26 protein-coding genes are annotated in these 26795 nt (G+C 74.6%); 19 read left to right on the forward strand and 7 right to left on the reverse strand.

The window, feature by feature from the left end; genetic code table 11:
* Positions 1-3: 3 nt before the first annotated feature.
* From GCL84_RS01720 to GCL84_RS01730, 3 genes are read right to left on the reverse strand one after another with little or no spacing between them, the layout of a single operon-like run.
* A complete protein-coding gene (locus tag GCL84_RS01720; RefSeq protein WP_156753535.1) occupies positions 4-996 on the reverse strand; it encodes an ABC transporter permease in 993 nt (330 codons plus the stop codon).
* On the reverse strand, positions 986-2002 hold the full coding sequence (locus GCL84_RS01725; protein ID WP_156753536.1) for an ABC transporter permease: 1017 nt from the start codon (positions 2000-2002) through the stop codon (positions 986-988). The genes GCL84_RS01720 and GCL84_RS01725 overlap by 11 nt, the downstream gene beginning before the upstream one ends.
* Positions 1999-3510 carry a sugar ABC transporter ATP-binding protein gene (locus GCL84_RS01730; protein WP_156753537.1) on the reverse strand — a complete coding sequence of 504 codons (1512 nt, stop codon included), beginning with the start codon at positions 3508-3510 and terminating at the stop codon, positions 1999-2001. The genes GCL84_RS01725 and GCL84_RS01730 overlap by 4 nt, the downstream gene beginning before the upstream one ends.
* A gap of 169 nt (positions 3511-3679) precedes the next feature.
* On the opposite strand from GCL84_RS01730, the gene GCL84_RS01735 reads away from it, so the two are divergent.
* The 10 genes from GCL84_RS01735 (at position 3680) to GCL84_RS01780 (ending at position 13838) form a co-directional block, all read left to right on the forward strand.
* Positions 3680-4783 carry a LacI family DNA-binding transcriptional regulator gene (locus tag GCL84_RS01735; protein WP_156753538.1) on the forward strand — a complete coding sequence of 368 codons (1104 nt, stop codon included), beginning with the start codon at positions 3680-3682 and terminating at the stop codon, positions 4781-4783.
* Between the two features lie 10 nt (positions 4784-4793).
* Positions 4794-7019, forward strand: coding sequence for a helix-turn-helix domain-containing protein (locus GCL84_RS01740; protein WP_156753539.1), 2226 nt, complete (start codon positions 4794-4796; stop codon positions 7017-7019).
* A gap of 80 nt (positions 7020-7099) precedes the next feature.
* Positions 7100-8227 (forward strand): hypothetical protein, encoded by a 1128-nt coding sequence (locus GCL84_RS01745; RefSeq protein ID WP_235925923.1) that lies wholly within the window; start codon positions 7100-7102, stop codon positions 8225-8227.
* The gene (locus GCL84_RS01750) at positions 8214-8558 is read left to right on the forward strand and encodes a hypothetical protein (protein WP_156753541.1); all 345 of its coding nucleotides are present in this window, start codon (positions 8214-8216) and stop codon (positions 8556-8558) included. Before GCL84_RS01745 ends, GCL84_RS01750 begins: the two co-directional genes overlap by 14 nt.
* Complete coding sequence (locus GCL84_RS01755; RefSeq protein ID WP_156753542.1) at positions 8555-9283, forward strand: ESX secretion-associated protein EspG; 729 nt, start codon at positions 8555-8557, stop codon at positions 9281-9283. Before GCL84_RS01750 ends, GCL84_RS01755 begins: the two co-directional genes overlap by 4 nt.
* Positions 9273-9677: a YbaB/EbfC family nucleoid-associated protein gene (locus GCL84_RS01760; RefSeq protein ID WP_156753543.1), complete on the forward strand. Its 405-nt coding sequence runs from the start codon at positions 9273-9275 to the stop codon at positions 9675-9677. The genes GCL84_RS01755 and GCL84_RS01760 overlap by 11 nt, the downstream gene beginning before the upstream one ends.
* Positions 9674-9997, forward strand: coding sequence for a type VII secretion target (locus GCL84_RS01765; protein WP_156753544.1), 324 nt, complete (start codon positions 9674-9676; stop codon positions 9995-9997). Before GCL84_RS01760 ends, GCL84_RS01765 begins: the two co-directional genes overlap by 4 nt.
* The gene (locus tag GCL84_RS01770) at positions 9997-11418 is read left to right on the forward strand and encodes a WXG100 family type VII secretion target (RefSeq protein ID WP_156753545.1); all 1422 of its coding nucleotides are present in this window, start codon (positions 9997-9999) and stop codon (positions 11416-11418) included. The genes GCL84_RS01765 and GCL84_RS01770 overlap by 1 nt, the downstream gene beginning before the upstream one ends.
* Before the next feature lie 77 nt (positions 11419-11495).
* Positions 11496-12716 carry a PP2C family protein-serine/threonine phosphatase gene (locus GCL84_RS01775; protein ID WP_235925924.1) on the forward strand — a complete coding sequence of 407 codons (1221 nt, stop codon included), beginning with the start codon at positions 11496-11498 and terminating at the stop codon, positions 12714-12716.
* 66 nt (positions 12717-12782) lie between these two features.
* Positions 12783-13838: a hypothetical protein gene (locus GCL84_RS01780; protein WP_156753546.1), complete on the forward strand. Its 1056-nt coding sequence runs from the start codon at positions 12783-12785 to the stop codon at positions 13836-13838.
* 81 nt (positions 13839-13919) lie between these two features.
* On the opposite strand, the gene GCL84_RS01785 is transcribed toward GCL84_RS01780, so the two are convergent.
* Entirely contained in the window at positions 13920-14837 is a 918-nt protein-coding gene (locus GCL84_RS01785) for a DMT family transporter (protein ID WP_156753547.1), read from the reverse strand.
* Between the two features lie 82 nt (positions 14838-14919).
* Here GCL84_RS01785 and GCL84_RS01790 point away from each other — a divergent pair, with 82 nt between their 5' ends.
* The 4 genes from GCL84_RS01790 to GCL84_RS29730 all read left to right on the forward strand — a co-directional run bounded on the left by GCL84_RS01790 (position 14920) and on the right by GCL84_RS29730 (position 19539).
* Complete coding sequence (locus tag GCL84_RS01790; RefSeq protein WP_156753548.1) at positions 14920-16497, forward strand: serine/threonine-protein kinase; 1578 nt, start codon at positions 14920-14922, stop codon at positions 16495-16497.
* 177 nt (positions 16498-16674) lie between these two features.
* Positions 16675-17280 (forward strand): sigma-70 family RNA polymerase sigma factor, encoded by a 606-nt coding sequence (locus tag GCL84_RS01795; RefSeq protein WP_156753549.1) that lies wholly within the window; start codon positions 16675-16677, stop codon positions 17278-17280.
* A 91-nt stretch (positions 17281-17371) separates the two neighbouring features.
* Positions 17372-18655, forward strand: coding sequence for an APC family permease (locus GCL84_RS01800; protein ID WP_156753550.1), 1284 nt, complete (start codon positions 17372-17374; stop codon positions 18653-18655).
* Positions 18656-18663: 8 nt separating this feature from the next.
* A complete protein-coding gene (locus tag GCL84_RS29730) occupies positions 18664-19539 on the forward strand; it encodes an NUDIX hydrolase (RefSeq protein WP_235925925.1) in 876 nt (291 codons plus the stop codon).
* Positions 19540-19546: 7 nt separating this feature from the next.
* On the opposite strand, the gene GCL84_RS01810 is transcribed toward GCL84_RS29730, so the two are convergent.
* Complete coding sequence (locus GCL84_RS01810; protein ID WP_156753551.1) at positions 19547-19975, reverse strand: pyridoxamine 5'-phosphate oxidase family protein; 429 nt, start codon at positions 19973-19975, stop codon at positions 19547-19549.
* Positions 19976-20058: 83 nt separating this feature from the next.
* Between GCL84_RS01810 and GCL84_RS01815 the strand changes: the two genes are divergently transcribed.
* Together GCL84_RS01815 and GCL84_RS01820 are read left to right on the forward strand one after the other, a co-directional pair.
* Entirely contained in the window at positions 20059-20724 is a 666-nt protein-coding gene (locus tag GCL84_RS01815) for a DNA alkylation repair protein (protein WP_235925926.1), read from the forward strand.
* Between the two features lie 65 nt (positions 20725-20789).
* Positions 20790-22313, forward strand: a complete 1524-nt coding sequence (locus tag GCL84_RS01820; protein ID WP_197522951.1) for a sensor histidine kinase — start codon at positions 20790-20792, stop codon at positions 22311-22313.
* Positions 22314-22318: 5 nt separating this feature from the next.
* On the opposite strand, the gene GCL84_RS01825 is transcribed toward GCL84_RS01820, so the two are convergent.
* Both GCL84_RS01825 and GCL84_RS01830 read right to left on the reverse strand, forming a co-directional pair.
* Positions 22319-23092: an ABC transporter permease gene (locus GCL84_RS01825; RefSeq protein ID WP_156753552.1), complete on the reverse strand. Its 774-nt coding sequence runs from the start codon at positions 23090-23092 to the stop codon at positions 22319-22321.
* Positions 23089-24015, reverse strand: a complete 927-nt coding sequence (locus GCL84_RS01830) for an ABC transporter ATP-binding protein (protein ID WP_156753553.1) — start codon at positions 24013-24015, stop codon at positions 23089-23091. Before GCL84_RS01830 ends, GCL84_RS01825 begins: the two co-directional genes overlap by 4 nt.
* 149 nt (positions 24016-24164) lie before the next feature.
* Between GCL84_RS01830 and GCL84_RS01835 the strand changes: the two genes are divergently transcribed.
* The 3 genes from GCL84_RS01835 to GCL84_RS01845 all read left to right on the forward strand — a co-directional run bounded on the left by GCL84_RS01835 (position 24165) and on the right by GCL84_RS01845 (position 26691).
* Complete coding sequence (locus GCL84_RS01835; RefSeq protein WP_156753554.1) at positions 24165-24824, forward strand: response regulator; 660 nt, start codon at positions 24165-24167, stop codon at positions 24822-24824.
* A gap of 68 nt (positions 24825-24892) precedes the next feature.
* On the forward strand, positions 24893-25675 hold the full coding sequence (locus GCL84_RS01840; RefSeq protein ID WP_156753555.1) for a class I SAM-dependent methyltransferase: 783 nt from the start codon (positions 24893-24895) through the stop codon (positions 25673-25675).
* A 257-nt stretch (positions 25676-25932) separates the two neighbouring features.
* Complete coding sequence (locus GCL84_RS01845; protein ID WP_156753556.1) at positions 25933-26691, forward strand: DUF2382 domain-containing protein; 759 nt, start codon at positions 25933-25935, stop codon at positions 26689-26691.
* The last annotated feature ends 104 nt before the right edge of the window (positions 26692-26795 follow it).

The following is a 26795-nucleotide window of genomic DNA, read 5'->3' on the forward strand; positions in this document are numbered from 1 at the left end:
GGGTCAGGTGTGCCGGGCGGCGCGCAGCCGCCGTCGGCGCAGGGTGGCGCGCAGCGAGCGGCCGAGGTTGGGCAGCAGCACGGAGACGATGAGCAGCACGCCGGTGACGATGTTGAGCGACTCGTTGGTCACGTCCTCCAGCCGCAGCGCGTTCTGCAACGTGGCCAGCAGGACCACGCCCGCGAGCACGCCGGGCAGCGCGCCCTTGCCGCCGAAGATCGACACCCCGCCGAGCAGGACCGCGGCCACGACCGCCAGTTCCAGGCCGACGCCGTTGTCGGCGCGGGCGCTGGAGTAGCGCAGCGTCCACAGCACACCGGCCAGGCCCGCGACCGCGCCGCTGGAGACGAACAGCCAGAACTTGAGCTTGTCGACGCGGATGCCGGAGAACCGGGCGGCCTGCTCGTTGGCCCCGGTGGCGAACACCGCCCGGCCGACCGGGGTCGCGTGCAACACCAGGCCCGCGACCGCCGCGAGGACGACCAGCAGGACCAGCGCGTTCGGGATCGGGCCGCCGCCGACGCCGCCGGTGACCCAGGAGGTGAACGCCGCCGGGAAGTCGGCGACCGCGCTGTCGCCGAGCACGACGAACGCCAGGCCGCGGAACAGCGCCAGGGTGCCGATCGTGACCGCCAGCGACGGCAGCTTGAACACGGTGACGAACAGGCCGTTGACCGCGCCGAGCACCGCGCCCAGCAGCACGCACAGCGGGACGATCGTCTCCATCGGCAGGCCCTGGTTCCACAGCGACCCCAGCACCGCCGAGGTCAGGCCCAGCGTGCTGGCCACCGACAGGTCGATCTCGCCGGTGATCACCACGAAGGTCATCGGCAGCGCGATCAGCGCGATCGGCAGCAGGTCGAGCACCAGGAAGCCGAAGTTGCGGCTGGAGCCGAAGTTGTCCACCGCGCCCGCGGCCACGAGCAGCACCACCAGCGTGATGGCGATGATGGCGACGTCCCACCAGGAGATCCGCCGAAGCCGGTCACTGGACATGGGGCCCGCCCTTCCTCAGCGCCCGCGCGGTGCGCAGGGCGACCAGCCGGTCGATCGCGATGGCCAGCAGGATCAGCGCGCCGACGATGGCCTGCTGCCAGAACTGGTCGATGTCGAGGACGGTCAGCGAGCTGCCGATGACCGTGAGCAGCAGCGCGCCCAGCGCCGCGCCCCAGACGGTGCCGCTGCCACCGAACACCGCGACCCCGCCGACGACCGCGGCGGCGACCACGTTCAGCTCGTAGCCGGTGCCCGCGGCGGCGTCGATGGTGCCGAACCGGACCGCGAACAGCACCCCGGCCAGGCCCGCCGCCGCGCCGCTGATCGCGAAGGCCACCAGGGTGTTGCGCCCGACCTTGATGCCGACGAGCGCGGCGGCCTCCGGGCTGGAGCCCATCGCGTAGAGCTCCCGGCCGAGGCGGTAGTTGCGCAGCAGGACGCCCACGGCGACGGTCACCGCCACCGCGATGACCACCAGCCACGGCACGCCGAGCACGCTGGCGTCGGCGAAGCCGAGGAAGGCGCGCGGCAGCTCGTCGGCGGTGATCTGCTGGCCGCCCGCGGTCAGGTAGGTCACGCCCCGGAACGCGTAGAGCGTGCCGAGGGTGACCACCAGCGCGGGGACCTGCCCGTACCGGACCAGCAGGGCGTTGAGCGTGCCGCAGACGACGCCGATCCCGACCCCGGCGAGCAGGGCGACCACCACCGGCAGCCCGGGGTTGTCCTGCACCACCGACCCGACGGTGAACGCGCTCAGGCCGAGCACCGAGCCGACCGACAGGTCGATGTTGCGGGTGATGACCACGACGGCCTGGCCGACCGCCAGCACGGCCAGGATCGACGTGCCGAGCAGGATGTCGCGGACGCTCTGCCCGGACAGGAAGCGCGGGTTGGAGACCGCGGTGTAGGCGACGAGGGCGACCAGGGCCAGGACGATGCCCGCCTCCCGGGCCCGCACCACCGACGACCACCACGCCGCGGCGGGCGGGGCCTTGAGCGCGCTCACGCGACCGCCCCCTGTCCCATCGCGGCGAACATGACCGACTCCTCGGTGGCCTCGGCGCGCGCCAGCTCGGCCACGACCCGGCCCTCGCGCATCACCAGCACCCGGTCGGCCATGCCCAGCACCTCGGGGAGCTCGGAGGACACCATCACCACCGCCACCCCGTCCGCCGCCAGCTCCGACATCAGCCGGTGCACCTCCGCCTTGGTCCCGACATCGATGCCGCGGGTGGGCTCGTCGACGATGAGCACGGCGGGCTCGGTGGCCAGCCACTTCGCCAGCACGACCTTCTGCTGATTGCCGCCGGACAACGTGCCCACCGGGTCGCCGAGGTCGCCGTACTTGGTCTGCAACCGCTCGGTCCAGCGCCGGGCCTCCCGCCGCTCGGCGCCGCCGAAGAGGAAGCCGAGGCCCGCCAGGGCGCCCGAGCGCGGCAGGGTCGCGTTGCGCTGGATGGACAGGTCCATCACCAAGCCCTGCTGCCTGCGGTCCTCGGGGACCAGGGCCATGCCCGCGGCCATCGCCGCGCGGGGCGAGGCCGGCCTGACCGCTTTCCCGTTGACGTGGACGGAGCCGCTGTCGCGCTTGTCCACGCCGAACACCGCCTGCACGACCTCGGAGCGCCCGGAGCCGACCAGGCCCGCCAGCGCGACGATCTCCCCGGCGCGCACGTCGAAGGTGACCTCGGCGAAGGCCCCCGCGCGGCTGAGCCCGGCGACCCGCAGGACGACCTCGCCCGGGTCGACGTCCTGTTTGGGGAACAGCGCGTCCAGCTCGCGGCCGACCATGCGGCGCACCATCTCCGGCACGGTCAGCCCGGCCACCGGGTCGGTGGACACGTGCGCGCCGTCGCGCATGATCGTCACCCGCTGGCACAGCGCGGTGATCTCCTCGAACCGGTGCGAGATGAACAGCACCGCGGCCCCGTCCGCGCACAGCGCCCGGACCACCGCGAACAGCCGCTCGACCTCCACCCCGGTCAGCGCGGCGGTCGGCTCGTCCATGACCAGCACCCTGGCCCGGCCCGCGAGCGCCTTGGCGATCTCCACGATCTGCTGGTCGGCGATCGACAGGCCGCGGGCGGGCCGGGCCGGGTCGATCCGCACGCCGAGCCGCTCGAACAGGGCGGCGGCCTCGCGGCGCACCGCGGCCCGGTCGACCATGCCGAAGCGGCCGACGGGGTGCCTGCCCATGGCGATGTTCTCCGCGACCGACAGATCCGGGAACAGCGTCGGCTCCTGGTAGATCACCGCGATCCCGGCGGCCTTGGCCTCGCCCGGCGACCCGAAGGCGACCGGGTCCCCGTCGACGAGCAGCGCGCCCCGGTCCGGGCGGTGCACCCCGGCCAGCATCTTCACGATCGTCGACTTGCCCGCGCCGTTCTCCCCCACCAGCGCGTGCGCCTCGCCCGCGTGCAGGGGGAAGGACACGCCGCGGACCGCCGCGACGGCGCCGAAGGACTTCGTCACGTCCGAGACCTCGAGCAGCGGAACGCCGTCCGGCCGCGCCATCGCGTACCTCCGAGATCCAAAAATGAAAGGTTTCAATCAAGCTCGTGGAACGTATATGACCGCACTCACAACCGTCAAGACTCGGTTCAGCGCAGGTGAAAACGGATTCTCCACGATCAAGGAGTCATCAGCGGTCTACACTCGACCCGGCTGTGGATGAACGTTTCAAATGGGGGGTGCGCCGGTGTCTGACCAGGAGCAGGCGGGCGGGCACCGGCAGGTCGGGGTCAAGGACGTGGCGGCCGCCGCCGGGGTGTCGCTGGGGACGGTGTCCAACGTGCTCAACCGCCCGCAGGTGGTGAGCGCCCGGACGCGGCTGCGGGTGGAGGCGGCCATGGCCGACCTCGGGTTCGTCCGCAACGAGTCGGCCCGCCACCTGCGCGCCGGGCGCAGCAGCACCCTGGCCTACGTGCTGCTCGACGGGGCCAACCCGTTCTTCACCGACGTCGCGCAGGGCATCGAGGAGGCCGCCGAGGCCGCCGACCTGTCGGTCTTCCTGTGCAACAGCGACAACCGGGCCGAGCGCGAGCTGTCCTACCTGACCCGCCTGGAGCAGCACCGGGTGCAGGGCATCCTGATCACCCCGGCCGACCCGCACGCCGCGATCCTCGACGAGCTGCCCCAGCGCGGCACCCCGGTCGTCATCGTCGACCGCACCCGGGGCGGCGACACCCACTGCTCGGTCGCCGTCGACGACGTCCTGGGCGGCGAACTGGCCCTGCTGCACCTCATCGAGAACGGCCACGACCGCATCGGCCTGGTCGGCGGCCCGCTGTCGCTGGGCCAGGTCCGCGACCGCAAGCACGGCGCCGAGCGCGCGCTGGCCGCCACCGGTCGCGACCCCGCGGCCCTGCTGCACGTCGAGACCGCCGCCCTGACCGTCCACGAAGGACGCCAAGCGGGCCAGCGCCTGGCCGGGCTGCCCACCGCCACCCGTCCGACAGCGGTCTTCTGCGCCAACGACCTGTTGGCCCTGGGACTGCTCCAGCACTGCGTCTCCACCGGCATCCGGGTCCCCGAAGACCTCGCCATCGTCGGCTACGACGACATCGAGTTCGCCGCCGCGGCAGCGGTCCCCCTCACCTCGGTCCGCCAGCCCCGCCGCAAGCTGGGCGCCACCGCGGCCGAACTCCTGCTGCGGGAGACCCGGGAGACCGGCCACGTGCACGAACAGGTCCTGTTCACCCCGGAGCTGGTCGTGCGGACCTCGAGCCAGGGTCCTCCTCGACGGGGAATCACCAACCCGCCGATGGGCGCCGGGAGCGCCGGCTAGGGTACCTAGGGTGACGAGCCAGTTCAGCGCGCTGCTGCGGCAGTTGCGGCGACAGGCACAGCTGACCCAGGACGACCTCGCCGAGCGCACCGGCCTGTCGGTGCGGACCATCCGCAGGCTGGAGAGCGGCGACCGGGCGAACCCGCAGCTCGACACGGTCCGGCTGCTCGCCGACGCGTTGCGCCTGGAGCCCCGGGAGCGGGCCAGGGTGCTGGCCGTCGCCGACGGGCGCTTACCGGTCGAACCAGAGCCGGAGCCAGAAGCGGAACCACAGCCAGAGCCGCCGCCGGTCGTCACCGTCGTGCCGGAGTCGGCGTTCGAGCGCAGGCTCGCCGAGGCCGCCGACGACCTCGCGCACGCGGTCGGGGCCCGGCTGGGCAGGGAGGAGGAGCTGCGGCGGGTCCAGGACCCGTTCCCGCTGCCGGTCCGCTGGCAGGTCGCGCCCGAGGGCGTGATGGACCACTGGGCGAACATCTGCCGCGCCGCACCGGGTGCCTCGGCCACCGCGCTGGACCTGGCGGGCGGCCTGGCCGACATCGCCGAGGTCTACCGGCGGGTCCCGTCGGGGCGGCTGGTGGTGCTGGGCCGGGGCGGGTCGGGCAAGTCGGTGCTGGCGGCCCGGTTCGTGCTCGACGTCATGCGCGACCGCGAGCGCGGCGCCACCGTGCCGGTCGTGTTCGGCCTCGGGTCCTGGGACCCGACGACCACCGCCTTCCGGGACTGGCTCGCCGGTCAGCTCCTGCGCGACCACCCCGGGCTGGCCGCGGCCGGCGGCGGCGGGACGACGCTGGCGGCCGCGCTGGTCGAGGCCGGGCGGGTCCTGCCGGTGCTCGACGGGTTCGACGAGCTCGCCGCCGGGCTGCACCGGCCCGCGCTCGACGCCCTCAACGCCACGACCCTGCCGCTGCTGCTGACCAGCAGGCCCGGCGAGTACGCGGCCGTGGCCGGGGCCGCCGCCCTGACCGCCGCCGCCGCGGTCCGGCTGACCGACCTCACCGTCACCGACCTGGCCGACTACCTGCCGCGCACCGCGCGCAAGGACGGCGGCGCGACCGCCTGGGACCCGGTGCTGGCCGAGCTGCGCGCGCACCCCGGGCGCCCGGCCTGCGGCAACCTCCGCGCGGTCCTCACCACCCCGCTGATGGTCGGGCTCGCCCGCACCACCTACAGCGGCCCCGCGGGGGGCGACCCGGCCGTGCTGCTCGACCCCGACCGGTTCGACAGCCAGCACGCGATCGAGGAGCACCTGCTCGGCAGCTTCATCCCCAGCGTCTACCGGGACCCGGACAGCCGGTGGGACCCGGAGCGGGCGCGCGGCTGGCTCGGCTACCTCGCCCAGCACCTCGACCGGCTCGGCGCCCACGACCTGGCCTGGTGGCAGCTCGGCGGCGAGCTGCGCGGGCGCTCGCGGATGGCGGTCGTCGGGGCGCTGGCCGGGCTGGTCGTCGGCCTGCTCGGCGGGGTGCTGGTCGGGCTGCTCGACCTGGTCCTGGGTGGCGACGGCCGGATCGCGCTGCTCACCGCGCCGGGGCTGGGGCTCGCGATCGGGTCGGCCGCGGGCCTGGCGCACGGCGCGGGCATCCGGCTGGGCGGCGGGGCGTTCGAGCCCGCGCGCGTCCAGTTGCGCGCCCGGGGCGGGGGGCGGCAGTTGCGGGCGCGGTTCGGCCGCAGGCTGCTGGTCGGGGTGATCGGCGGCGCGGGCCTGGGCGTGGTGCTGGGGCTGGCCGCGGCGGCCGGGCTCGAGCCGATGGGCCTGCCCGGCTTCGGCTTCGCGGGCGGGTTCGCGACCGGCGCCGGGCTGGGCGCGCTGGCGGGCCTGGGCTGGGGGCTGATGGCCGGGCTGGAGGCCTCGGTCGACATCCGGTCGGCCGTGGGCCCGGCCGACCTGCTACGCGCCAGCCGCACGATCGTGCTGGTCGAGTTCCTCGGCCTGGGGCTGGTCCTCGGCCTCGCCCGGCTGCTGATCATCACCCTGGCGCTGGGCAGGCTGGAGCTGGTCTCGCTGCCGCTGGACCTCGTGCTCGGCCCGGTGATCGGGCTCGTGGTCGGCCTCAGCATCTCCGCGTGGGGCCAGTGGGTGGTGTTCGCCCGGGTGTGGCTGCCGCTCACCGGGCGGCTGCCGTGGTCGGTCGCCGCCTTCCTCGACGACGCGTGCCGCCGGGGTGTGCTGCGCCAGGTCGGCGCGGTCCACCAGTTCCGGCACGTCCGCCTGCAAACCCACCTGATGCGCGGCTGACCTGGGAGTTTCCCCCAGCGGACATAGATGGCCGGTCCATGGCCTGTTCCGGTGGCCCGCTCCCCGGCAGTGTCGCCGACGTGTTTGACACTGTCGAGGGCCTGGCGGGCGCGGTCACCGCCGTACTGAGTCCGGACGGGCCGCTGGCGAACCTGGCCCAGACCCTGACCGACGCGCTGGACAGCGTGTGGGCCGAGTTCTTCGTGACGCCCACCCCGCCCGGCGGCACCAACTGGAACGCCTACAGCCACGAGCAGTTGCACGGGATGCTCTGGCAGGACGCCGACGTCGGCGACGTCGGCACGGTGGCCGCCGAGTGGGGGCGGCACAGCACCGAGCTGACCGGCTTCGCCGACGCGCTGCGCCGCGAGGCCGAGGCCCTGCGCGCGAACTGGCGGAGCCCGTCGTCCGGGCAGGCCGCGGACCGGCTCGCGGAGCTGTCCGACCGGGTGTGGAACGCGGGGGCCAGGGCGGGCACGGTGCAGAAGGCGGCGGCCGAGGCGGGCGACGCGCTCGCCGTCGCCCGCAACACCATGCCGCCGCCGACGCCCGACCCGATGACGCTGGCCACCAGCGCGGTCGGCGCCGGGCCGATCAACCCGGTGGCGGCGGTGCTGATCGGCGGCGCGCGGTTCTTCACCGCCGACGCCGTGGCGGGGGTGGCCAAGGCCCAGGCGGTCGGGGTGATGCGCACCTACGAGTCGAGCCTGCACGCCAGCAGCCACCAGGTCGTCCCCGGCATGCCCAGCGCGGGCGGGCCCAGGTCGTACGAGGTCGACGGCTCGGGCGGCGGCACGACCACCGCCGCCGCGGCCGCCTCGACCCCCGGCGGCCCCGGGTCGACGGCGGGCCGGGGCGGGGCGGGCGGTGTGCCGTGGTCCCGGCTGGTGGGCGGCAGCGCGCCCGGGGCGGCCGGGGGCGCGGGCCTGGACGCGGGTCGCCTGGTCGGGGGCGGCCCGGGGCCCGTGGGCAGCGTGCTGGCCGCCGAGCGCGCGGCGCTGTCGAACCTGGCCGCCGCGCGCGGGGCTGGGCCCGGCGGCCTCATGGGGGCGCCGATGGGCGCGCGGCCCATGGGCGAGCAGGAGGGCAGGGACCACCGCAGCCGCCTGCCGAACGTGGACACCGGGATCTTCACCATCGACGAGCGGGCCAGCGCCGCGGTGATCGGCGGCGCGCCGGACAGGGAGGACGACCATGCTTTCGAGTGAGCCGGACGAGCCCGGCGTCGAGGTGCTGACCGACCACCTCGTCAGCCAGGTGCGGTCCCTGGTCGGCATCGGCGACGAGACCGGCGGCCTGGTGTCCTCGGCGGCGCGGCTGGCCGAGCGGCGGCCGCTGCTGGGCACCGCGCCGCCCGCGCTGCACCTGGCGGCCCGGCTGCGCGAGGCGGCCGGGCCCGCCGGGCTCACCGGCGAGGTCAGCGCGGCCGACGGCGAGCTGGCGGGCTACCACCGGGCGCTGCGCGACACGGTCAGCCGGTACCAGGACGGCGACCGGGAGATCGCCTGGCGGTTCAACGGCCAGGAGACGCGGACATGACCGCGGCGGCGCCGCCCGCGGCCCGGTCCGGGGTCGACTTCGGGCTGGTCGAGCTGGACCTGCTCGCCACGCACGCGGGCAGGCGGTTCCCGTACCCGCTGCGGGTGCCGGAGTTCGGCCGGATCGCCGGGGAGCGCGACGTGCTGCTGGCCGCGGCGGGGGTGACCCTGCGCTCGCGCGGGCTGGCGGGCGAGCGCGGGCCGCTCGGCGTCGCGGCCGAGGTGGTCACCGCGCTGGCCGAGCACCGGGGCGCGATCGACCTGGTGCTGACCAGGCCGGACGGGGCGGTCGGCGTGGTGGCCCTGGTCTACCGGTCGTGGACGCTGGTGTGCAGCCAGCCGCTGTCCGGCGACCCGGCGACCGGGGTGCGGGTCCGGCGGGTCGCGCAGAGCGCGCTGGTCGACGAGCTGATGCGGCTGGTGCCCGAGGTCGAGGCGGCGGTGACCATGCCCATCACGATCCCGCCGGACCGCTCCGACCGCGCCGCGCTCGACGAGCTCGGCGTGGTGCTGCCCGAGCTGACCGGCGCCGGGCAGGCCGGGGCGACCCGGGGGGCCCGCAGGACCCCGACCGACCTGTCCTGGTTGGACGGTCCGCGCGGACGGGTGCGGGTGGACCGCGCGGAGGACGGGTGGACCAGCGTCAACCCGTTGCGCAGGCAGGACTTGAGCCAGGAGCTCACCACGATGGCCATGGCCGTGAGAAGGGAACACGATGGACGCTGAGCAGTGGCTCGCGCAGTACGACAAGAAGCTGACCGAGGTGGCCGCGCGCGCCAAGGAGGCCGGTGAGCGCCTGCGGGAGGTCGGCGCGACGGCGTCCTCCCGCCGCGGCGAGGTGCGGGTGCGGGTCGGGGCCAGCGGCGTGCTGGAGGACCTCACCCTGGCCCCCTCGGCCCGCACCCTGGAGTCCGATGAGCTGGCGCGGCTGATCCTGGAGACCACGCGCAAGGCGCGGCACGCGGTCAGCAGGCAGGTCGCCGGGATCTCGACCGAGTGCTTCGGCGAGGGCCCCGCCCTGGAGGTGATCAAGCGGCACCTGCCCGCGGGCGCGCGTCCGCGCGGCGGCGCCGACTCCGACGACGACTACTTCGCCAACCCCCCGGAGATCACGCGATGACTGAACAATTCGGGCAGTTCGGGCAGTTCGATGTCCACGCGGACCAGCTCCGCGGGCACGCCCGCGGCGTCGACGAGGTCGCCGACCGGCTCTCGTCGATCGGCGGGCAGCTCCCCAGCGGCCTCGCCGACCTCGCCCTCGGCCTGTTCGCCCAGTTCCTCGCCACCGGCCTGCAGGGCGCGATGACGCAGGTCGCGAACACCGTGACCGACGCGTCGACCTCGGTCGCCGAACTGGGCACGGGCATCACCCGCACCGCCGCGGGCTACCAGAACACCGACGAGGGCAACGCGGCCACGCTGACCCAGGAGTACCGCTGATGAGCGACAGGAACACCGCCCAACTGGTCGCCGAGCTCGAGGCGACCGACAACGCCGTGCGCGCCAAGGGGTGGGTGGCCCCGGGCCTGGGCGTGCCGGGCGCGCCGATGGGTCTGCTGGAGTCGGCGCTCAACCCGCTGGGCGGGCTCGCCGCGGCGGGCCTGGGCTGGTTCGTGCCGATGGTGTCGTTCCTCGGCGAGGGCCTCACCCAGCTCCAGGGCGGCAACGGGTCGTCGGTCGCGTCGGGGTCGCGGGACTTCGGCGACGCCGGGCAGGACATCGGCGGCGTGGCCGAGGAGTACCGGCGGGCGGCGGGCCGGGAGACCGCGGACTGGTCGGGCGCGGCCGGGACCCAGTACCGGGAGGCCGCCGAGCAGCACGCGACGGGCATCGCCGGCCTGGGCCAGGCCAGCACCGGCGTGGGCAGCGCGATCATCGGCGCGGGACAGGTGGTGGCGCAGGCCATCGCCGAGGTCACCGAGCTGATCGCCGAGGCGGTCGCGCAGATCGTCCCGATCCTGACCCAGGCCATCGCACGGGCAGCGGAGACCTTCGGCCAGAGCGTCGTGGAGGCCATCCCGCCGTGCGTGGGGATCGCGGTGCAGTACGCGCTGCGCATCGCCGCGAAGCTCGCGGCGCTGGTGGCCAGCGGGGACAACCTCATGAAGCTGGTGCGCGGCGGCATGGCCGTGGTGGAGCTGATCCAGCAGGCGCTGTCGGGCATCAGCGGGCAGAGCGTGGACGCCGCGGCGGCTGAGGGGTCCGCCGGGGGCGACCAGAAGGGCGGCGGGACCGCGGCCGCCGTGGACGGGGTGAGCGACTGGGCGAAGGGGAGCGACCAGGGCAGCGACCAGGGCAGCGACCAGGGCGAGGCCCCGGCGTCGAGCCCGGCGTCGGCCTCCGGCGGCGCGTTCTCGACCGGGGGCGTGTCCGCCCCGGCGGGGACGGCGACACAGGGCGGCGGGTCCGTGCCGTCCGGCTCGTCCCTCTCGGCGGCGTCCGTGCCGGGCGCGACCGCCGCGCCGGAGGTGTCCACCCGGACCGCGGGCGCGAGCCCACTGCCCGCGGGCTCCGCCTTCCCGGAGGCGACCCGCGCCGCGGGCGGGGGCGGGGTGCCCACCGCCGCCACACCGGCGGGCGGGGTGCCGTTCGGCGGCGGCGGGGTCGGCGGCAGCCACTCCCCCTCCGCCCGCGTCGGCGCGGGCCGCGACACGGGCACGGCCCGGTCGGAGGGCGGGCAGCAGCAGGCCCGCGCCACCGGGGGCGGCGCTGCCGGCGGTGTCCCGCTGGGTGGCGCCATGGGCGCGGGGGGCGGGCCGGGCGAGGCAGACAAGGAGCACCAGCGCAAGTACACCCTGGTGGAGGGGCACGAGGAGGACCTGGACGTCGCGCCGCAGGTCATCACCAAGGCCCCGGAGTAGCGAATCCGTCCCCCGCCCGGCCCGGGCGGGGGACAGGTCACGAGCGCCGCGCACGCGAACGGCGGTACGGTGCCGGGGTGCCGGATGAAGCGGAGCTCGACCAGGGCGTGGACGTGCTTGGCGCGGTCATGGAGCTGGCACGTGACCACACCGACCTGGAGGAATACCTGCGCGCGGTCCTCACCCAGGTGAGCGTGGGGCTGCGGGTCGACACCGCCAGCGTGCTGCTGCGCGAGCCGGGGCAGGACGCGCTGCGGGTGCGGGCGGCGGTGGGCCTCGAGGAGGAGGTCAACCAGGGCGTCACGGTGCCGGTCGGCCTCGGCTTCGCCGGGCAGGTCGCCGACCGGCGCGAACCGGTCGTGCTCGACCGCGTCGACGCCTCCACCGTGGTCAACCCGCTGCTGTGGCGCTCCGGCCTGCGGGCGATGCTCGGTGTGCCGCTGCTGGCGCGCGACGAGCTGGTCGGCGTGCTGCACGTCGGGGTGCGCGGGCGGCGGCGGTTCACCCCGGCCGAGATCGACCTGCTGGCCGCCGTCGGCAACCGGGTGGCCCTGGTCGTGCTCGCCGAGGTCTCGCACGCGCACACCGCCGCCGCCGCCCTGCTCCAGCAGAGCCTGCTGCCCACCAGCTTCCCGCCGGTCCCCGGCTTCACCTTCGCCGCCCGCTACGCCCCCGGCGCGGGCAGCGCGGTCGGCGGCGACTGGTACGACGTGTTCACCCTCCCCGGCGACCGCGTCGGCATCGCCATCGGCGACGTCGCGGGCCACGGCCTGCGCTCCGCGGTGGTGATGGGCAGGCTGCGCAGCGCACTGCGCGCGTACGCGCTCGACTACGACCAGCCCGCCGAGGTGCTGACCAGGCTGGCCCGCAAGGCCGCCCACTTCGAGCCCACCGCGATGGCGACGGTCATCTACGCGGTCCTGGACGTCGCGCGGGCGCGCGTCACCCTGGCCTGCGCGGGCCACCTGCCCCCCGTGCTGGCCGTCCCCGGCAGCCCGCCCGCCTGCCTGGAGCTGCCCACCGACCTGCCCATCGGCCTCGGCCTGATCGCGCCGCACCCCAGGCAGGAGCTGGCCGTCGACCTCCCCGAGGGCGCGATCCTCGCCCTCTACACCGACGGCCTGGTCGAACGCCGCGACAGCGACGTCGACACCGGACTGGCCAAGCTCGTCGCCAACGTCGGCTCCGACACCCCGTCGGCCGTCTGCGCCCACCTCATGGACACCATGCTCGGCGCGCACCCGCACGGGGACGACGTGGCGCTGCTGGTCATCGGCCGGGACGGCCCCGCGACCTAGGGTGTTGGGCCATTCGGGGCAGCGAGCCCAGGTGTTGGCCGGTGGGTGCGCGGGAAGCCCACCACCATGGTTGCGAAGACAGTCGTGGTGGGAGTGCTGGCCGACCCGGGCCTGGTCGCGGAGGTGGCGTTGCCCCTGGGGCAGCGGCTGCCGGGGTTGCTGGCCGCCAGGGTCGACGCGGACGTGCGGTGGGAGGTGGTCGTGATCGCGGACCGCTTCGCCGCCGACGAGCACGGCAGTGTGCGCGACGTGGTCCGGGCGGTGCAGGGGCACGTCGCCGACGGGCAGTGCGACCTGTGGGTCTGCGTCACCGACCTGCCGCGGCGGATGGGCACCGCGCCGATCGCGGCCGAGGCGAGCCGGGAGAACGGGCTCGCGGTGGTCTACCTGCCCGCGCTGGGGCCGTGGCGGCTGACGCCCAGGATGGCCGACGTGGCGGCCGCCGTGGTCGGGGAGCTGGTCGGGGTGCCGGTGCCGCTGGCGAGGGCGCTGCGCCGGGTCGAGGTCGACGAGCCGGGTGTCGAGACGCGCATCCTGGCCGCGGGCCCGATGGGACCGGTGCGGATGATCGCCGGGATGGTGCGCGCCACCAGACCCTGGCGCCTGGCCGTCCAGCTCTCCGGCGTCCTGGTCGCCGCGGCGGCCACCGCCGCGTACTCCCTGGTCATCTCCACGATCTGGCAGATGGGCGACAAGCTCCCGGGCTACCGCCTGGCCGCGGCGACGGTCGTGTCCATCACGGCGATGGTCGTCTGGCTCATCGGCAGCCACCACCTCTGGGACCGCCCGGACGACGTCGTCGGCCGAGACCGGGCGAGGACGTACAACGTGGTCACGACGGTGACCCTGCTCATCGGGGTCGGCACCCTCTACGCCGCGCTGTTCGCCGTGGTCCTGGTCTCCGCCCTGCTCCTGATCGACCCCGCGGTGCTGGCCGAGGAGATCGGCCACCCCGCGGGCTTCACCGACTACCTCGCCCTGGCCTGGCTCTCGGCCTCCATCGCCACCATCACGGGCGCCCTCGGCTCCCGGCTGCACAGCGACGAGGCTGTCCGCACCGCCGCCTACGGCAACCGCCAACGCGACCGGGCGAACCACGTCGAGAAGGCAGCGGTCGAGTAGACCGGTGGAACTCGTGCGGGAGTTGGTGCGGTTGACCGGCTGCACCGGTCCCGTGGTGCGGACCGGCGCCCTGGGCGCGGGTCAAGGCAACCGCCGGGGGCTGGACGCGGCCCGGGTCACCAACGCCACCCCCGCCGCCGCCAACGCGAAACCGGCGACCGCCCCCAGCGAGACGGGCTGCCCCAGCAGGGGAACCCCCGCCAGCGCCGTGACCGGCGGGACCAGGAACAGGTAGCTGGTGGCCCCCGCCCCAGGCCGGTGCCGCAGCAACACGAACAGCAGCACGAACGCCGCGATCGACCCCACGAGCGCCGACCACACCACCGCGCCCACCGCGCCCACCGTCCACGGAATCCCGAACCCGCCGGTGAGAGCCGCCAGCGGCGCGATGGTCACCACCGCTGCCACCAGTTGGACCAACATCCCAGACCGCATGTCCATGTCCGCCCCGAACCGCTTCTGGTAGAGCGTCCCGCCCGCCGACCCCACCAACCCGACCACCGCCGCGACCACCCCGCCGGCCGTCACACTCCCCTCGAGGTCAGCCCCCACCGCCGCGACCACTCCCCCGGTCCCCAAGGCCAACCCCACCACCTGCCACCCGGTCAACCGCTCCCCGAACAGCGGCACCGCCGCCACCGCCACCACCAGCGGCGTCGCGTCGGTGACCAGAGAGGTCAGCCCAGCGGCCAACCCCAACCCCATCGCGATGAAGACACCCGCGAACTGCACCGTCTGCAACAGCGCCCCCGTCACGAACAAGTGCCACCACACCACCCGCCCGCGGGGCAACGGCGCGCGGCTGACCAGCACCACCGCTCCCATTACCAAGGCGGCCAACAGGAATCGCCAGAACCCCAGCGCCGCGGGGGCCGCCTCCCGGGTCCCGATCGCGCCGACGATGAACCCACTGCTCCACACCGCCACGAACAACACCGGGAACCCGACAACACCCACCGCTGGCCACTTGGTGGCGCGTTCCCGGGAGAGCGAGCGCATGACCACCACCCTGTCAATGAGGGTGCTGATTCGCCACACCGGCGGGCCCCTCGCGGGGATGGGCGGTTGCTAGCGTGTGCGCGTGTCGGAGCGAGAGCAGACCGGGCGTGTGGTGGGCGGCCGGTTCGAGCTGCTGGGACCGCTGGGCAGCGGCGGTATGGGAACGGTGTGGCGGGCCCTGGACGTGGGGTTGCGGCGCGAGGTGGCCATCAAGGAGGTGCGCCCCGCCGACGCCGGGCCGCACCAGGACGACCCGGTGCTGGCCGGGCAGCAGCGGGAGCGGGCGCTGCGGGAGTCCCGCGCGCTCGCCCGGTTGCAGCACCCGAACGTCGTGTCGATCTACCAGATCATCGAGACCGACGACTCGCCGTACCCGTGGATCGTCATGGAGCTGGTCCGGGGCGCCTCCCTGGACGAGCGGCTGCGCGCGGGCCCGCTCGCCCCGGCGGAGGCGGCCAGGATCGGGCGCGACGTGCTCGGGGCGCTGCGCGCGGCGCACGCCGCCGGGGTGCTGCACCGCGACGTCAAGCCGGGCAACGTGCTGCTGCGGCCGGACGGCGGCGCCGTGCTCACCGACTTCGGCATCGCCGCCCTGCACGGCTCCACCCAGTTGACCAGGACCGGCGAGGTGATCGGCTCCCCCGAGTACATCGCCCCGGAGCGGTTGCGCGGTGACGAGACGAAGGCCGCCTCGGACCTCTGGTCGCTCGCGATGCTGCTCTACGTCGGCGTCGAGGGCCACCACCCCCTGCGCCGCGCCACCACGATGGCCACCCTCGCCGCGGTCATGTCCGAGCCCGTGCCGCCGCCGCGCCGGGCGGGCGCGCTCGGCCCCGTCCTCAGCGCGGTCCTCGTGCACGACCCGGCGGCCCGGCCGACCGGCGAGGTCCTGGACCGGATGCTCGCCGCCGCCGAGCACGGCCCGCCCACCCCGGCCGGGCCCGCCTTCCCCGCGCACACCGGGCAGTGGCACCAGCGGCCCACGACCGCGCACACGGCCCCCACACCCACCCGCAAGCGAGTCGGCGCCGCGGTGTTCTCGGCGACCGCGCTGGCCCTGGTCGCCGCACTCGCCCTGCTGCTCGTCAACACGCTGCGCTCGGACGACGACCCCTCGAACACCCGCGCGGACCCGCCGAACACCCGACCCGCCGCCTTGCCCGGCGCCGACGTGCCCACCACCCCGCCACCCGGGACCACGACCAGCACCCCCGCGCCGCAGGACCCGCTCTCCCCGGCGGGCGCGCGCCAGGTGGTCAGCGCCCTGGCGGAGGTGATGGGCGGCACCACGGTGTCCAGGCTGACCATCCACCCCCAGCACGCGCGGGCCACCGCCCCGGTCGCCGCACCCGCGGGCGCCTTCGACGACTTCAGCTACCGCGACGGCGTCGCCACCCGCGAGGGCCCGGACCGCGTGGACCCCGACCGCGGCGTCCTCGACCTCGACGACGTCGACTGGGACGCGCTCCCGGCGCTCTGGCAACGGGCGACCACCGAACTGGGCGTCCCCACCCCCACCAGCCGCTACATCATCATCGACACCGGCCTCATCGACAAAGCCCCCTCGGTGCGCCTCTACGTGGCCGACGAGTACGGCGGTGGCTACCTCCTCGCCACCCTCGATGGCGAGGTGGTCAAGCTCTTCCCCCGCGACGGCTGACCGCCGGCGTGCCTGAACGGGTGGAGCGGGGTAGCGTCTCCACTGCCTCTTTTGGGCGCGATGGCCCAGTCCCCGCCGTCAGTGTGCTCTGAGTTCCTCGATTTCAGGCGACACGACGGAGGATCCAGTGGATCAGGACCACGTTCGCGGGACGGCGCCGCCGCCGCCCACCAAGCGATGACCAAGGCCGCCCCACCGCCGACCGCCCTGCGCCCGACCACCGCCCGGCAGGCCGAGCCGACGGTCGAGGAGCTGATGACGGCGGCGGGCGCAGGCGACCAGGGCGCCTTCGCCCAGCTCTACGAGCGGCTGGCGGCGCCCGTCCTGACCACCGCGCTGCGCGTGCTCAGGAACAGGGCGCACGCGGAGGAGGTCACCCAGGAGGTCATGGTCGAGCTGTGGCGCACCGCCGCCCGCTACACCGCGGACAAGGGCACGGCCATGGCCTGGGCGCTGACCATCACCCGCCGCCGTGCGATCGACCGGGTCCGCACCGAGCAGGCCGCGGTCGACCGGGCGGGCAAGGCCACCTTCGAGGCCGCCCGCGCCACCCCCTTCGACGACGTCGCCGAGCAGGCCGAGAACCACGAGGAGTACGCCCAGGTGCAGGCCTGCCTGAGCGGGCTGCCCGAGGTGCAGCGCCAGGCGGTGACCATGGCCTACTACCAGGGCATGACCTACCTCGAGGTCGCCACCAGCCTCGGGGCCCCGCTGGGCACCGTCAAGACCCGGATGCGCGACGGCCTCATCCGGATGCGCGCGTGCCTCCGCGCGGTGAGCTGAGCGACGTCCTCCCCGCACCGCGGACCACGGCTGCCAGGATGACCTGGGCCCGCACGCGCGGTCGGGCCCCGGCTCTCCGGGAGGACCACCCGTGACCTCAGCACCAGACGGCGGCGCGGCCGCGCCGCTCGCACGGCGACTGGGCGCCGGGGGCGCCGTGGTGATCGGCTTGGGCTCGATGATCGGGGCCGGGGTGTTCGCCGCCTTCGCGCCCGCCGCCCGCGCGGCCGGGGCCGGGCTGCTGATCGGGTTGGCGGTCGCGGCGGTCGTGGCCTACTGCAACGCGACCTCCTCCGCCCGGTTGGCCGCGCGGTACCCGGAGTCCGGCGGGACCTACGTCTACGGCCGCGAACGGCTGGGCCCCTTCTGGGGCCACCTCGCGGGCTGGGGCTTCGTGGTCGGCAAGACCGCGTCGTGCGCGGCGATGGCCCTGACGGTCGCCGCCTACGCGCTGCCGCAGGCCGACCGGCCCGCCCGCACGGCGCTGGCCGTGACGGTCGTGCTCGCGCTGACCGCGGTGAACTACCTCGGCGTCCAGAAGTCGGTGTGGCTGACCAAGGTCATCGTGGCGGTCACGCTGGTCGTGCTCACGCTCGCGGTGCTCGCCGCGCTGACCGGCGGCGCCGCGAGCGCGGGCAACCTGACCCCGTTCCCCGGCGGCGACCTGGGCGGGGTCCTGCAATCGGCCGGGTTGCTGTTCTTCGCCTTCGCCGGGTACGCCCGCGTCGCCACCCTCGGCGAGGAGGTCCGCGACCCCAGCAGGACGATCCCCCGGGCCATCCCGGTCGCCCTGGGGATCACCCTGGTCGTCTACGCCCTCGTCGCGGTCGCCGCGCTCGCCGCCCTCGGCCCCGACCGGCTGGCCGCCGCGACCGACCCGCTCGCCGCCGCGGCCGCCGCGGGCTCGTGGGACTGGCTGGTCCCGGTCGTGCGGGTCGGCGCGGTGGTGGCCGCGCTGGGCTCCCTGCTCGCGCTCGTCCTCGGCGTCTCCCGCACGACGCTGGCCATGGCCCGCGACGGCCACCTCCCGCGCGCCCTGAGCGCGGTCCACCCGCGGTTCCACGTGCCGCACCGCGCCGAGGTCGCCGTGGGGGTCGCGGTCGCGGTCCTGGTCAGCGTCGTCGACCTGCGCGGCGCCATCGGCTTCTCCTCGTTCGCCGTCCTCGTCTACTACGCCATCGCCAACGCCGCCGCCTGGACCCTGACCCGAGCCGAACGGCGCCCGCCGCGGGTCGTGCCCGCCGTCGGCCTGCTCGGCTGCCTCGTGCTGGCCGCCGCCCTGCCCACGGCCTCCGTCCTGGCGGGCGCCGCCGTCCTCGCGCTCGGCGCCGCCGTGTGGGCGGTTCGGACCAGGCCGTGGTCGCCTCGGACATAGTGGGGCTCGTGGACGACATCGAGTACGCCCGCGCCGCGGGCGAGCAGATCCTTGCCCGCTTCGGCGACCGCGGCCCCCGCTGGCGGGTGGTCGACGTGGAGCGCGCACCGCGGCAGGACAGCCTCTGGGTCAAGGTCGGTGGGGATCAACCCCACATCGGGTGCTTCCCCACGACGGGCACGCGCGCGGAAGCGGTCGCCCTGCTGGCGAACCAGTTGCAGGACCGCGCCGTCGAGGAGGCGTTCGGCGAGGCGCTGCCGCACTGCCCCGGCCACCGGCACCCGTTGACCGCGCGGGTGGTCGGCGGCAACCCGCTGTGGGTGTGCCCGAAGGACGTCGACCACCACCGCGAGCCGGTCGTGGAGTCCGACTTCGCCGCGGCGCTGCCCGCGCTGTTCGCCCCGCAGCGCTGGGACTGGGGCGGCATCGACGCCACGTTCACCACCGTGCCGCCCGCCCCGGGGTCGGTGACCAACGTGCACGGCGTGTGCCACGTCGACGACGAGGTCGTGGTCTGCCGCGACGACCGGGACCGGTGGTTCCTGCCGGGCGGCACGCTGGAGCCCGACGAGACGTGGCAGGAGTGCGCGGAGCGGGAGCTGCTGGAGGAGGCGGGGGCGCGGGTCACCGGGCACATGCGCTTGCTCGGCGTGCACAACGGGGTCACCGACCGCCCCGCGCCGTACCGCCCGCACCTGCCGCACCCGGAACTGACCTGGCTGTGGGTGGCCGTGCCGGTGGTCGTGGACAGCCTGCCCACGAACCCGCCGGACGGCGAGCAGGTCACTGAGGTCCGCGTGGTCGCGCCGGACGAGGCGATCTCGCTGCTCTCGCTGCGCAACGACTGGCTCCCCGACGTCGTCCGGCTCGCCGAGCTGCTGTGAGGTGGGGTCAGTTGACGAAGCGGCGCACGGTCTCCGGGTGGATGACCAGGCGGACCTGGTCCTCGGCCAGCATCTCGGCCAACGCGGCGGCGCGGGCCGGGTCGTCGAGGTCCCAGTAGCGGGCGGCCAGGCGGGCGCACAGGTCGTGCGCCCCGTCTGGCTCCACCGTCGTGCGGCCCGCGATCGAGACCCAGCGCTCGCGTTCGCCCACCGGGGCGGCGACGACGATCGAGGCGCGGGGATCGCGGCGCAGGCGGCGCACCTTGAGCGTCCCCGGGCCCGTGAAGAGCTGGATCACACCCTCGGCGGTCGCCTCGAACCACACCGGCCGGGGCTGCGGCGGGACCGGTCCCCCGGCCACGGACAGGAACCCGTGCAGGGGGCGCCGGAGGAACTCGAGGTCCTCGGTGGTCAGCGAATCGGTGCCGGTGCTCATCACGACCCACCGTAGTCCTCGACGGTCCGCGGCGCCCGTCCCAGTGGTCGTAGGCTGTCCGCACGCGAGGGACGGGAGACCAGGTGGCGGAGACGACGGTGGCCGAGGTGATGGCCGAACTGGCCGCGCTCGAGGACCCGAGGACCCGCGAGGTCAACCAGCGGCACGGCGACGACCACGGCGTGCACCTCGGCGAACTCCGCGCGCTGGCCAAGCGGCTCAAGACCCAGCCGGAACTCTCGCGCGAACTCTGGGCGACCACTAACACCGCGGCACGCCTCCTGGCGATCCTGGTCTGCCGCCCCAAAGCGATCGACCGCGACGAACTGGACGCGATGCTGCGCGCGGCGGGCACTCCCAAGGTGCACGACTGGCTCGTCAACTACGTGGTGAAGAAGAGCGCGCACGCCGAAGACCTGCGCCGGACCTGGTTCACCGACCCGGACCCGGTGGTGGCGAGCGCCGCCTGGGCGCTGACCACCGACCGGGTGGCCAAGAAGCCCGAGGGCCTGGACCTCGCGGCGCTGCTGGACACCATCGAGGCGGAGATGAAGACCGCCCCGGACCGCCTCCAGTGGGCGATGAACCACTGCCTGGCCCAGATCGGCATCGAACACCCGGACCACCGCCCCCGGGCGCTCGACATCGGCGAGCGCCTGCAAGTCCTCAAGGACTACCCGACTCCCCCGAACTGCACCTCCCCCTTCGCCCCCACCTGGATCACCGAGATGGTCCGCCGGGCGGGCTGACGAACCTGGAGCACCCCGGACATCGACCGGCGCAGGGCATCCGGGGCATTGGCTACCATCGCCGCGTGGTGCTCCGGGACGCGGTGTTGTGGGCTCTGCTGTCCGCGGGCTGCGCGCTCGCCTTCCTGCAGAGCTCCGCCCCCGCCGCCGTGCTGCTGCACCTGGTGGCGCCGATCGTCGTGCTGGCCGTCGCGATCCCCGCGAGCAGGCGGTGGCCGGGGGCGGCGGTGTTCGTGGTCAACGGCCTGTGCGCCCTCGGGCTGGCCGACCCCGACACCCCGGCGAACGGCGCGCTGCCCGCTCTGGCCGTGACCACCTACCTGCTGGGCAGGCGCACCGCCTCGGCGCGGTCGGCGCTGGTGCTGTTCGGCGCCTGCCTGGTCGTCGACCTGGGTGTGTGCGCCGTGCTCGGGGTCGACGCCGTGTGGTGGTTCTACGCGCTGTCCATGGTGCCGGTCGCACTGCTCCTGCCCTGGCTGGCGGGCCGTTTCCGCCGGGCGCAGGTGCGGTTGGTGCGCGGCGGGTGGGAGCGGGCGGCGATCCTCGAGCAGCGGCAGCGCTCGATCGCCGAGCAGGCCCGCCTGCGGGAGCGGACCCGCATCGCCGCCGACATGCACGACTCGCTCGGCCACCAGTTGAGCCTGATCGCCCTGCGCGCGGGCGCGCTGGAGACGTCCCCGGCACTCGACGAGCGGGACCAGGCCGACTTCACCGCGCTGCGCCTGGCGGCCGCCGACGCGGTCGACAACCTCCGGGAGACGATCGGCGCGCTGCGCGAGGTGTCGGCCGCGCCGACCTCGGAGACCGTCGAGGAGTTGGTGCGCCGGACCGCGGCGTCGGGCGTGGCGGTCGAGTTGGCGCGCACGGGGGCGGTGCCGGACCTGTCCCCGCTGGTCGACCGGGCGGTGTACCGGGTGGTGCAGGAGTCGCTGACCAACGCGACCAAGCACGCACCCGGCAGCGCGGTTCAGATCCGCGTCACCCACAGCGAGGGGTGGACCGAAGTCCGGGTGCGGAACTCACCCCCGCCCGCCGGTCCGCTTCCTGGTCCCGTGCCGGGCAACCGGGGCCTGATCGGGCTGCGGGAGCGGGTCGAGGTGGTGGGCGGGACGCTGCGCACCGGGCCGCACGGGGGCGGGTTCGAGGTGCTGGCCTCGGTGCCGGACCGCCCGGGGGTCGCGGACCAGTCCGAGGTCGCCGTCGAGTCGGAGTCCACCCAGCAGATGGCGGCGGCGCGGCGCAGCGCCAGGCTCCGCCTGGTCGCCGCGTTCGCGGCACCCGCCGCGGTGGTGCTGTTGGCGGTCCCCTCCGCTGTCTTCCTCTACTTCCACCTGTCCACCTCCGTGTTGAACCCCGCCGACTACGAGGGGCTGGGAGTGGGCCAGCCCCGCGCGGAGTTCGCGGGTGTGTTGCCCGCGCGGGAGTTCCGCTTCGTGTCCGACGAGGTGCGTGCGACGCCGAAGCCCACCGGGGCCACCTGCGAGCACTACCGCTCGAACAGCAACCTCCTGGCCAAGGTCGACGTGTTCCGCTTGTGCTACTCGGGGGGAAGGCTGGTCGCCAAGGACGCGCTCGTGGACCAGCGCTGAGCAGCTCACGCGTCGCGCTCGCGCAGGACGGCCAAACCGGCGAAGTGCGTGATCCCGGCCCACGCCACCACGATCAGGAACGCGACGAGCGGTGGGTGGGGCTCGGCGTCGCCCAGCATGAACCCGGAGCCCGCGGTCTGCGGCAGGAACTCGTTGATCCGCGACAACACCTCGCCGCCGAGACCGACCAGCATGATGGGCGAGGCGGTGAGCGAGAAGAACAGCACGGCCAGCACACCCGCCGCCGCGCGGAGGGCGAAGGAAACACCGATCGCGATGACCGAGACCAGCGCGAGATAAGCACCCATGGCCAGCACCTGGTAGACCGCCTCGGCGACGGCGAAAGTGGCGTGCCCGTCGAACACGACCCAGGCCACGGCCATGCCCACCACCCCGAGCGCGAAGCCGAGGACGAGTGCGACCACCGCCGCGACCACGGCCTTGGCCAGGTGCGCCCGGTGGCGCAGCGGCACCCACTGCAACGTGGTGCGCGCGCTGCCGGTCGTGTACTCGCTGGTCACCGAGGTCATGGCGAGAACGGCCAACGGGTACTGGACGAGCACCAGCGCCGCGACCGGGGCGTTGCCGACCGGTTGGAGCGGGTGGTCGTTGATCCGGGCGATGGAGCCGTAGTAGAAGGTGAACACCGCCATGAACGCGAAGGCGGCGATGACGCAGACGTAGGTTGTGCGGACCGTCCAGAGCTTGGTCCACTCCGCGGCGATCGCGCCGCGCAGGCCGCCGCCGTGGTGTTCCCGCGTTCCCCGGTCCCGGGTCATGCCCCCACCTCCTTGGTCCCGTACTCCACGCTGTCAGCGGTCAGTTCCAGGTAGGCCTCCTCGAGCGAGGCGCCTGCGGCGTGCAGCCCGTGCAGGCGCACGCCCAGCTCGTGGGCGAGGTCGCCGACCTCGGCGACCGTCGCCCCCCGGACGTGGATCGCCCCGTCACCGGCGGGAGCGACCTCGACGCCGGGCCGGGCGCGTAGCCGATCGGTGAGCAGCCGCAGGTCGTCCGGGCGCGGCAGGTGCGCCCGCACCGCCGCCCGCGAGCTCTCCGCCAGCATGTCGGCCATCGGCTTGTCCGCCAGCAGCCTGCCGCGGCCGATGACCACCAGTCGATCGGCGGTCAACTGCATCTCGCTCATCAGGTGGCTGGAGAGCAACACCGTGCGGCCCTCGGCGGCCAGCGAGCGGACCAGCCCGCGCACCCAGCGCACGCCGTCGAGGTCGAGGCCGTTGATCGGCTCGTCGAAGATCAGCACCCGGGGGTCGCCGAGCAGGGCGCCCGCGATGCCCAGGCGCTGGAACATGCCGAGGGAGAAACCACCGGCGCGTTTGCGCGCCACCGAGGCCAGGCCCACCGCCGCCAGCACCTCGTCGACCCGCCGGGTCGGGACGCCGTTGCTGCGGGCCATGGCCAGCAGGTGGTTGCGGGCGGTGCGGGCCGGGTGCAGCGCCTTGGCGTCGAGGAGCGCGCCGACCTCGCGGACCGGGTGGCGCAGCGACGCGTACGGCTTGCCGTCGATGTGGGCGGTTCCGGCGCTCGGGTGGTCGAGGCCGAGGATCATCCGCATCGTGGTCGACTTGCCCGCCCCGTTCGGGCCGAGGAAACCGGTCACCCGCCCGCTCTCGACGTCGAGTGTCAGGCCGTCCACAGCGGTGGTGTCGCCATATCGTTTCGTCAGTCCCCGCAGGGTGATCACGTGTTTCCTCCAGGTGTCTCGATCCCGGTGAGGACAGTAGGAACCACCGCGCCCGCGCACAGTGGTCGTCCGTCATCGACGACCCCCGTCCTTCGTCAGGGGTGTCGCGTGGCGCCGCGTTCGCCAGTGCGCCTGGCTACACTCCAGCGGTGATCAGGGTCCTGCTGGCAGACGACGAGGCGGTGATCCGGGCGGGCGTGCGCGCGATCCTGGCCAGGGACCCGGGGATCGAGGTCGTCGCCGAGGCCGCGAACGGCCACGAGGCCATCGACGCGGTCCACCGCCACCGCCCGGACGTGGCCCTGCTCGACATCCAGATGCCCGGGCTGGACGGCCTCGCCGCCGCGGCCCGCATCCACCGCGACGCCCCCGGCACCGCCGTGGTCGTGCTGACCACCTTCGGCGAGGACGAGTTCATCGCCCGGGCCCTGCACGAGGGCGCCGACGGCTTCCTCCTCAAATCCGGAGACCCCCGCGACCTCACGGCGGGGATCCACGCCGTGGCCAACGGCGGCGCCTACCTCTCCTCCCAGGTGGCCGCCCGGGTGATCGCCGGTCTCCGCTCGGGCGCCATGACGGGCGCCCCCGCCGCCGACAACCCCGTGCGCAACCTGACCCCCCGCGAACGCGACGTCCTGGCCCTGCTGGGCACGGGCCTGTCCAACGCGGAGATCGGCGCCCGCCTGCACCTGGTGGAGGGCACGGTGAAAGCTCACGTGAGCGCCATCCTGAGCACGCTCGGGGTCCGCAACCGCGTCCAAGCCGCGATCGCCGCCCACAAGGCGGGCCTGGTGAGCCGCACCCGCTGACCGTCCTCGGCGCGCGTGACCGCCCAAGAGCAGACCTGTCGGCCATGCTTGCCGAATAAGGTGGCCGCGTGGACCAGGACAAGCAGCTCAGGCACGCCTCGTCGTTCGGCGCGGCGGCGACCGCGTACGCCAGGCACCGCCCGGACTACGCCCAGGCGGCGGTGCGCTGGGCCCTCGAGCCCGCGGCGGGCGCGCGGGTGCTCGACCTCGGCGCAGGCACCGGGAAACTCTCCGCCACGCTGCTCGCGGTGGACGCCGACGTCACCGCGGTCGAGCCGGACCCGGCGATGCTGGCGGAGCTGCGCAGCGCGCTGCCGGGTGTCCGCGCGCTGCCGGGCAGCGCCGAGGCGATACCGCTGCCGGACGCGTCCGTCGACGCCGTGCTGGCGGGCAACGCCATGCACTGGTTCGACATGGCCGTCGCGGGACCCGAGATCGCCAGGGTCCTGGCGCCCGGCGGCGTCCTGGCCGGCCTGTGGAACGTCGTGGACGACCAGGTCGACTGGGTCGCCGGGCTGGCGCGGGTCAGCGGGAGCGCGGCCATCGGTCCGCGTGACACGCCCACCGGCTGGCGCGCCGAGACGGCCGGGGCGCACCTGCCCAAGACCGGCGCCGCGGCGGCCCGGTTCGGCTCCCCGGAGCAGGCCGGGTTCCCGCACGGGCAGCGCCGCACCGCCGATTCCCTCGTCGCGACGCTGGCGACACGGGCGGGGATGCTGGTCATGCCGGAGCAGGAGCGAGGAGCCGCGCTCAGCCGGGTCCGCGCCTACCTCGCGGACAGGCCGGAGACCTCGGACGGTGAGTTCACCCTCCCGATGCTGACCTGCGTGCTGCGCGTCCGGCGGCTGTGACCGGTCCGCAGTGTGAGTGCCGCGAGGTCACCTCTCACTCGTCCTGACGACTGGGCAGCACTCCCTTGTGCACTGTCCGAAGTCGAGCACCGTGATCAAACCAAGCGCGTCACTCCGTGGAGTGGTTGTTTATTGGTGCGGCGGGGTGCCGGGGTATGCCCATGGGGCAAGGGAAGTGGGAATGGCGGGTCGCACCGGGCAGGTGTTCGGTCTCCACGTCCTGACCCGCACAGTCATCACAACAGGAGGTGCTCGGAATGACTCTTCCGGCGCGAGCTGAGGACATCGTCGGACTGACCGCGCACGACAGGTCCGGCGCCAAGGTCGGCAAGATCGGTCAGGTCTACTACGACGACCAGACGGAGCAGCCCACCTGGGCCACCGTCAACACCGGCCTCTTCGGGATGAACGAGAGCTTCGTCCCGCTGCAGAACGCCCACTCCGACGGCGACACCCTGGTCGTCGCCCACGACAAGGCGGTCATCAAGGACGCGCCGAACGTCGGGCACGACCAGCACCTCTCCGAGACCGAGGAGATGGAGCTCTTCCGCTACTACGGCCTGGACTCCAACCGGGGGCAGACCCAGCGCGGCGTCGCCACCGACCGCCGGTCCGAGCCGGGACGCGCGGACCGCGGCAACGGCACCGCCAGCATGACCCGCTCGGAGGAGCGGCTCAACGTCGGCACCCGCACCGAGGAGACGGGCAAGGTCCGGCTGCGCAAGCACGTCGTCACCGACGAGCAGCAGGTCGCCGTGCCGGTCCGCCGCGAGGAGGTGCGGGTCGAGCGGACGCCCCTCACCGGCGATGAGCGCGCGACGGCGGGCAAGCACACGGACTTCACCGACGCCGAGCAGGAGGTGACCCTGCACGAGGAGCGCCCCGTCGTGCGCAAGGAGACCGTGCCGGTGGAGAAGGTGCAGGTCGGCACCGAGACGGTCACCGAGAACAAGACCGTCCGCGACAAGGTCCGCAAGGAGCAGGTCGAGGTCGACGGCGAGCACCGCAAGCGCTGAGCGGACCGGCGCGCTGACGCGGGTGCCCCCGGCCCACTTGGGCTGGGGGCACCCGCGTGTCCAGCCCAGCTCATCACACGGCCTGGCTGTGGCGCCCTGGGTGG

It is taken from the genome of Actinokineospora pegani (assembly GCF_009745975.1).
In the GTDB taxonomy this organism is placed as follows: Bacteria; Actinomycetota; Actinomycetes; order Mycobacteriales; family Pseudonocardiaceae; genus Actinokineospora; species Actinokineospora pegani.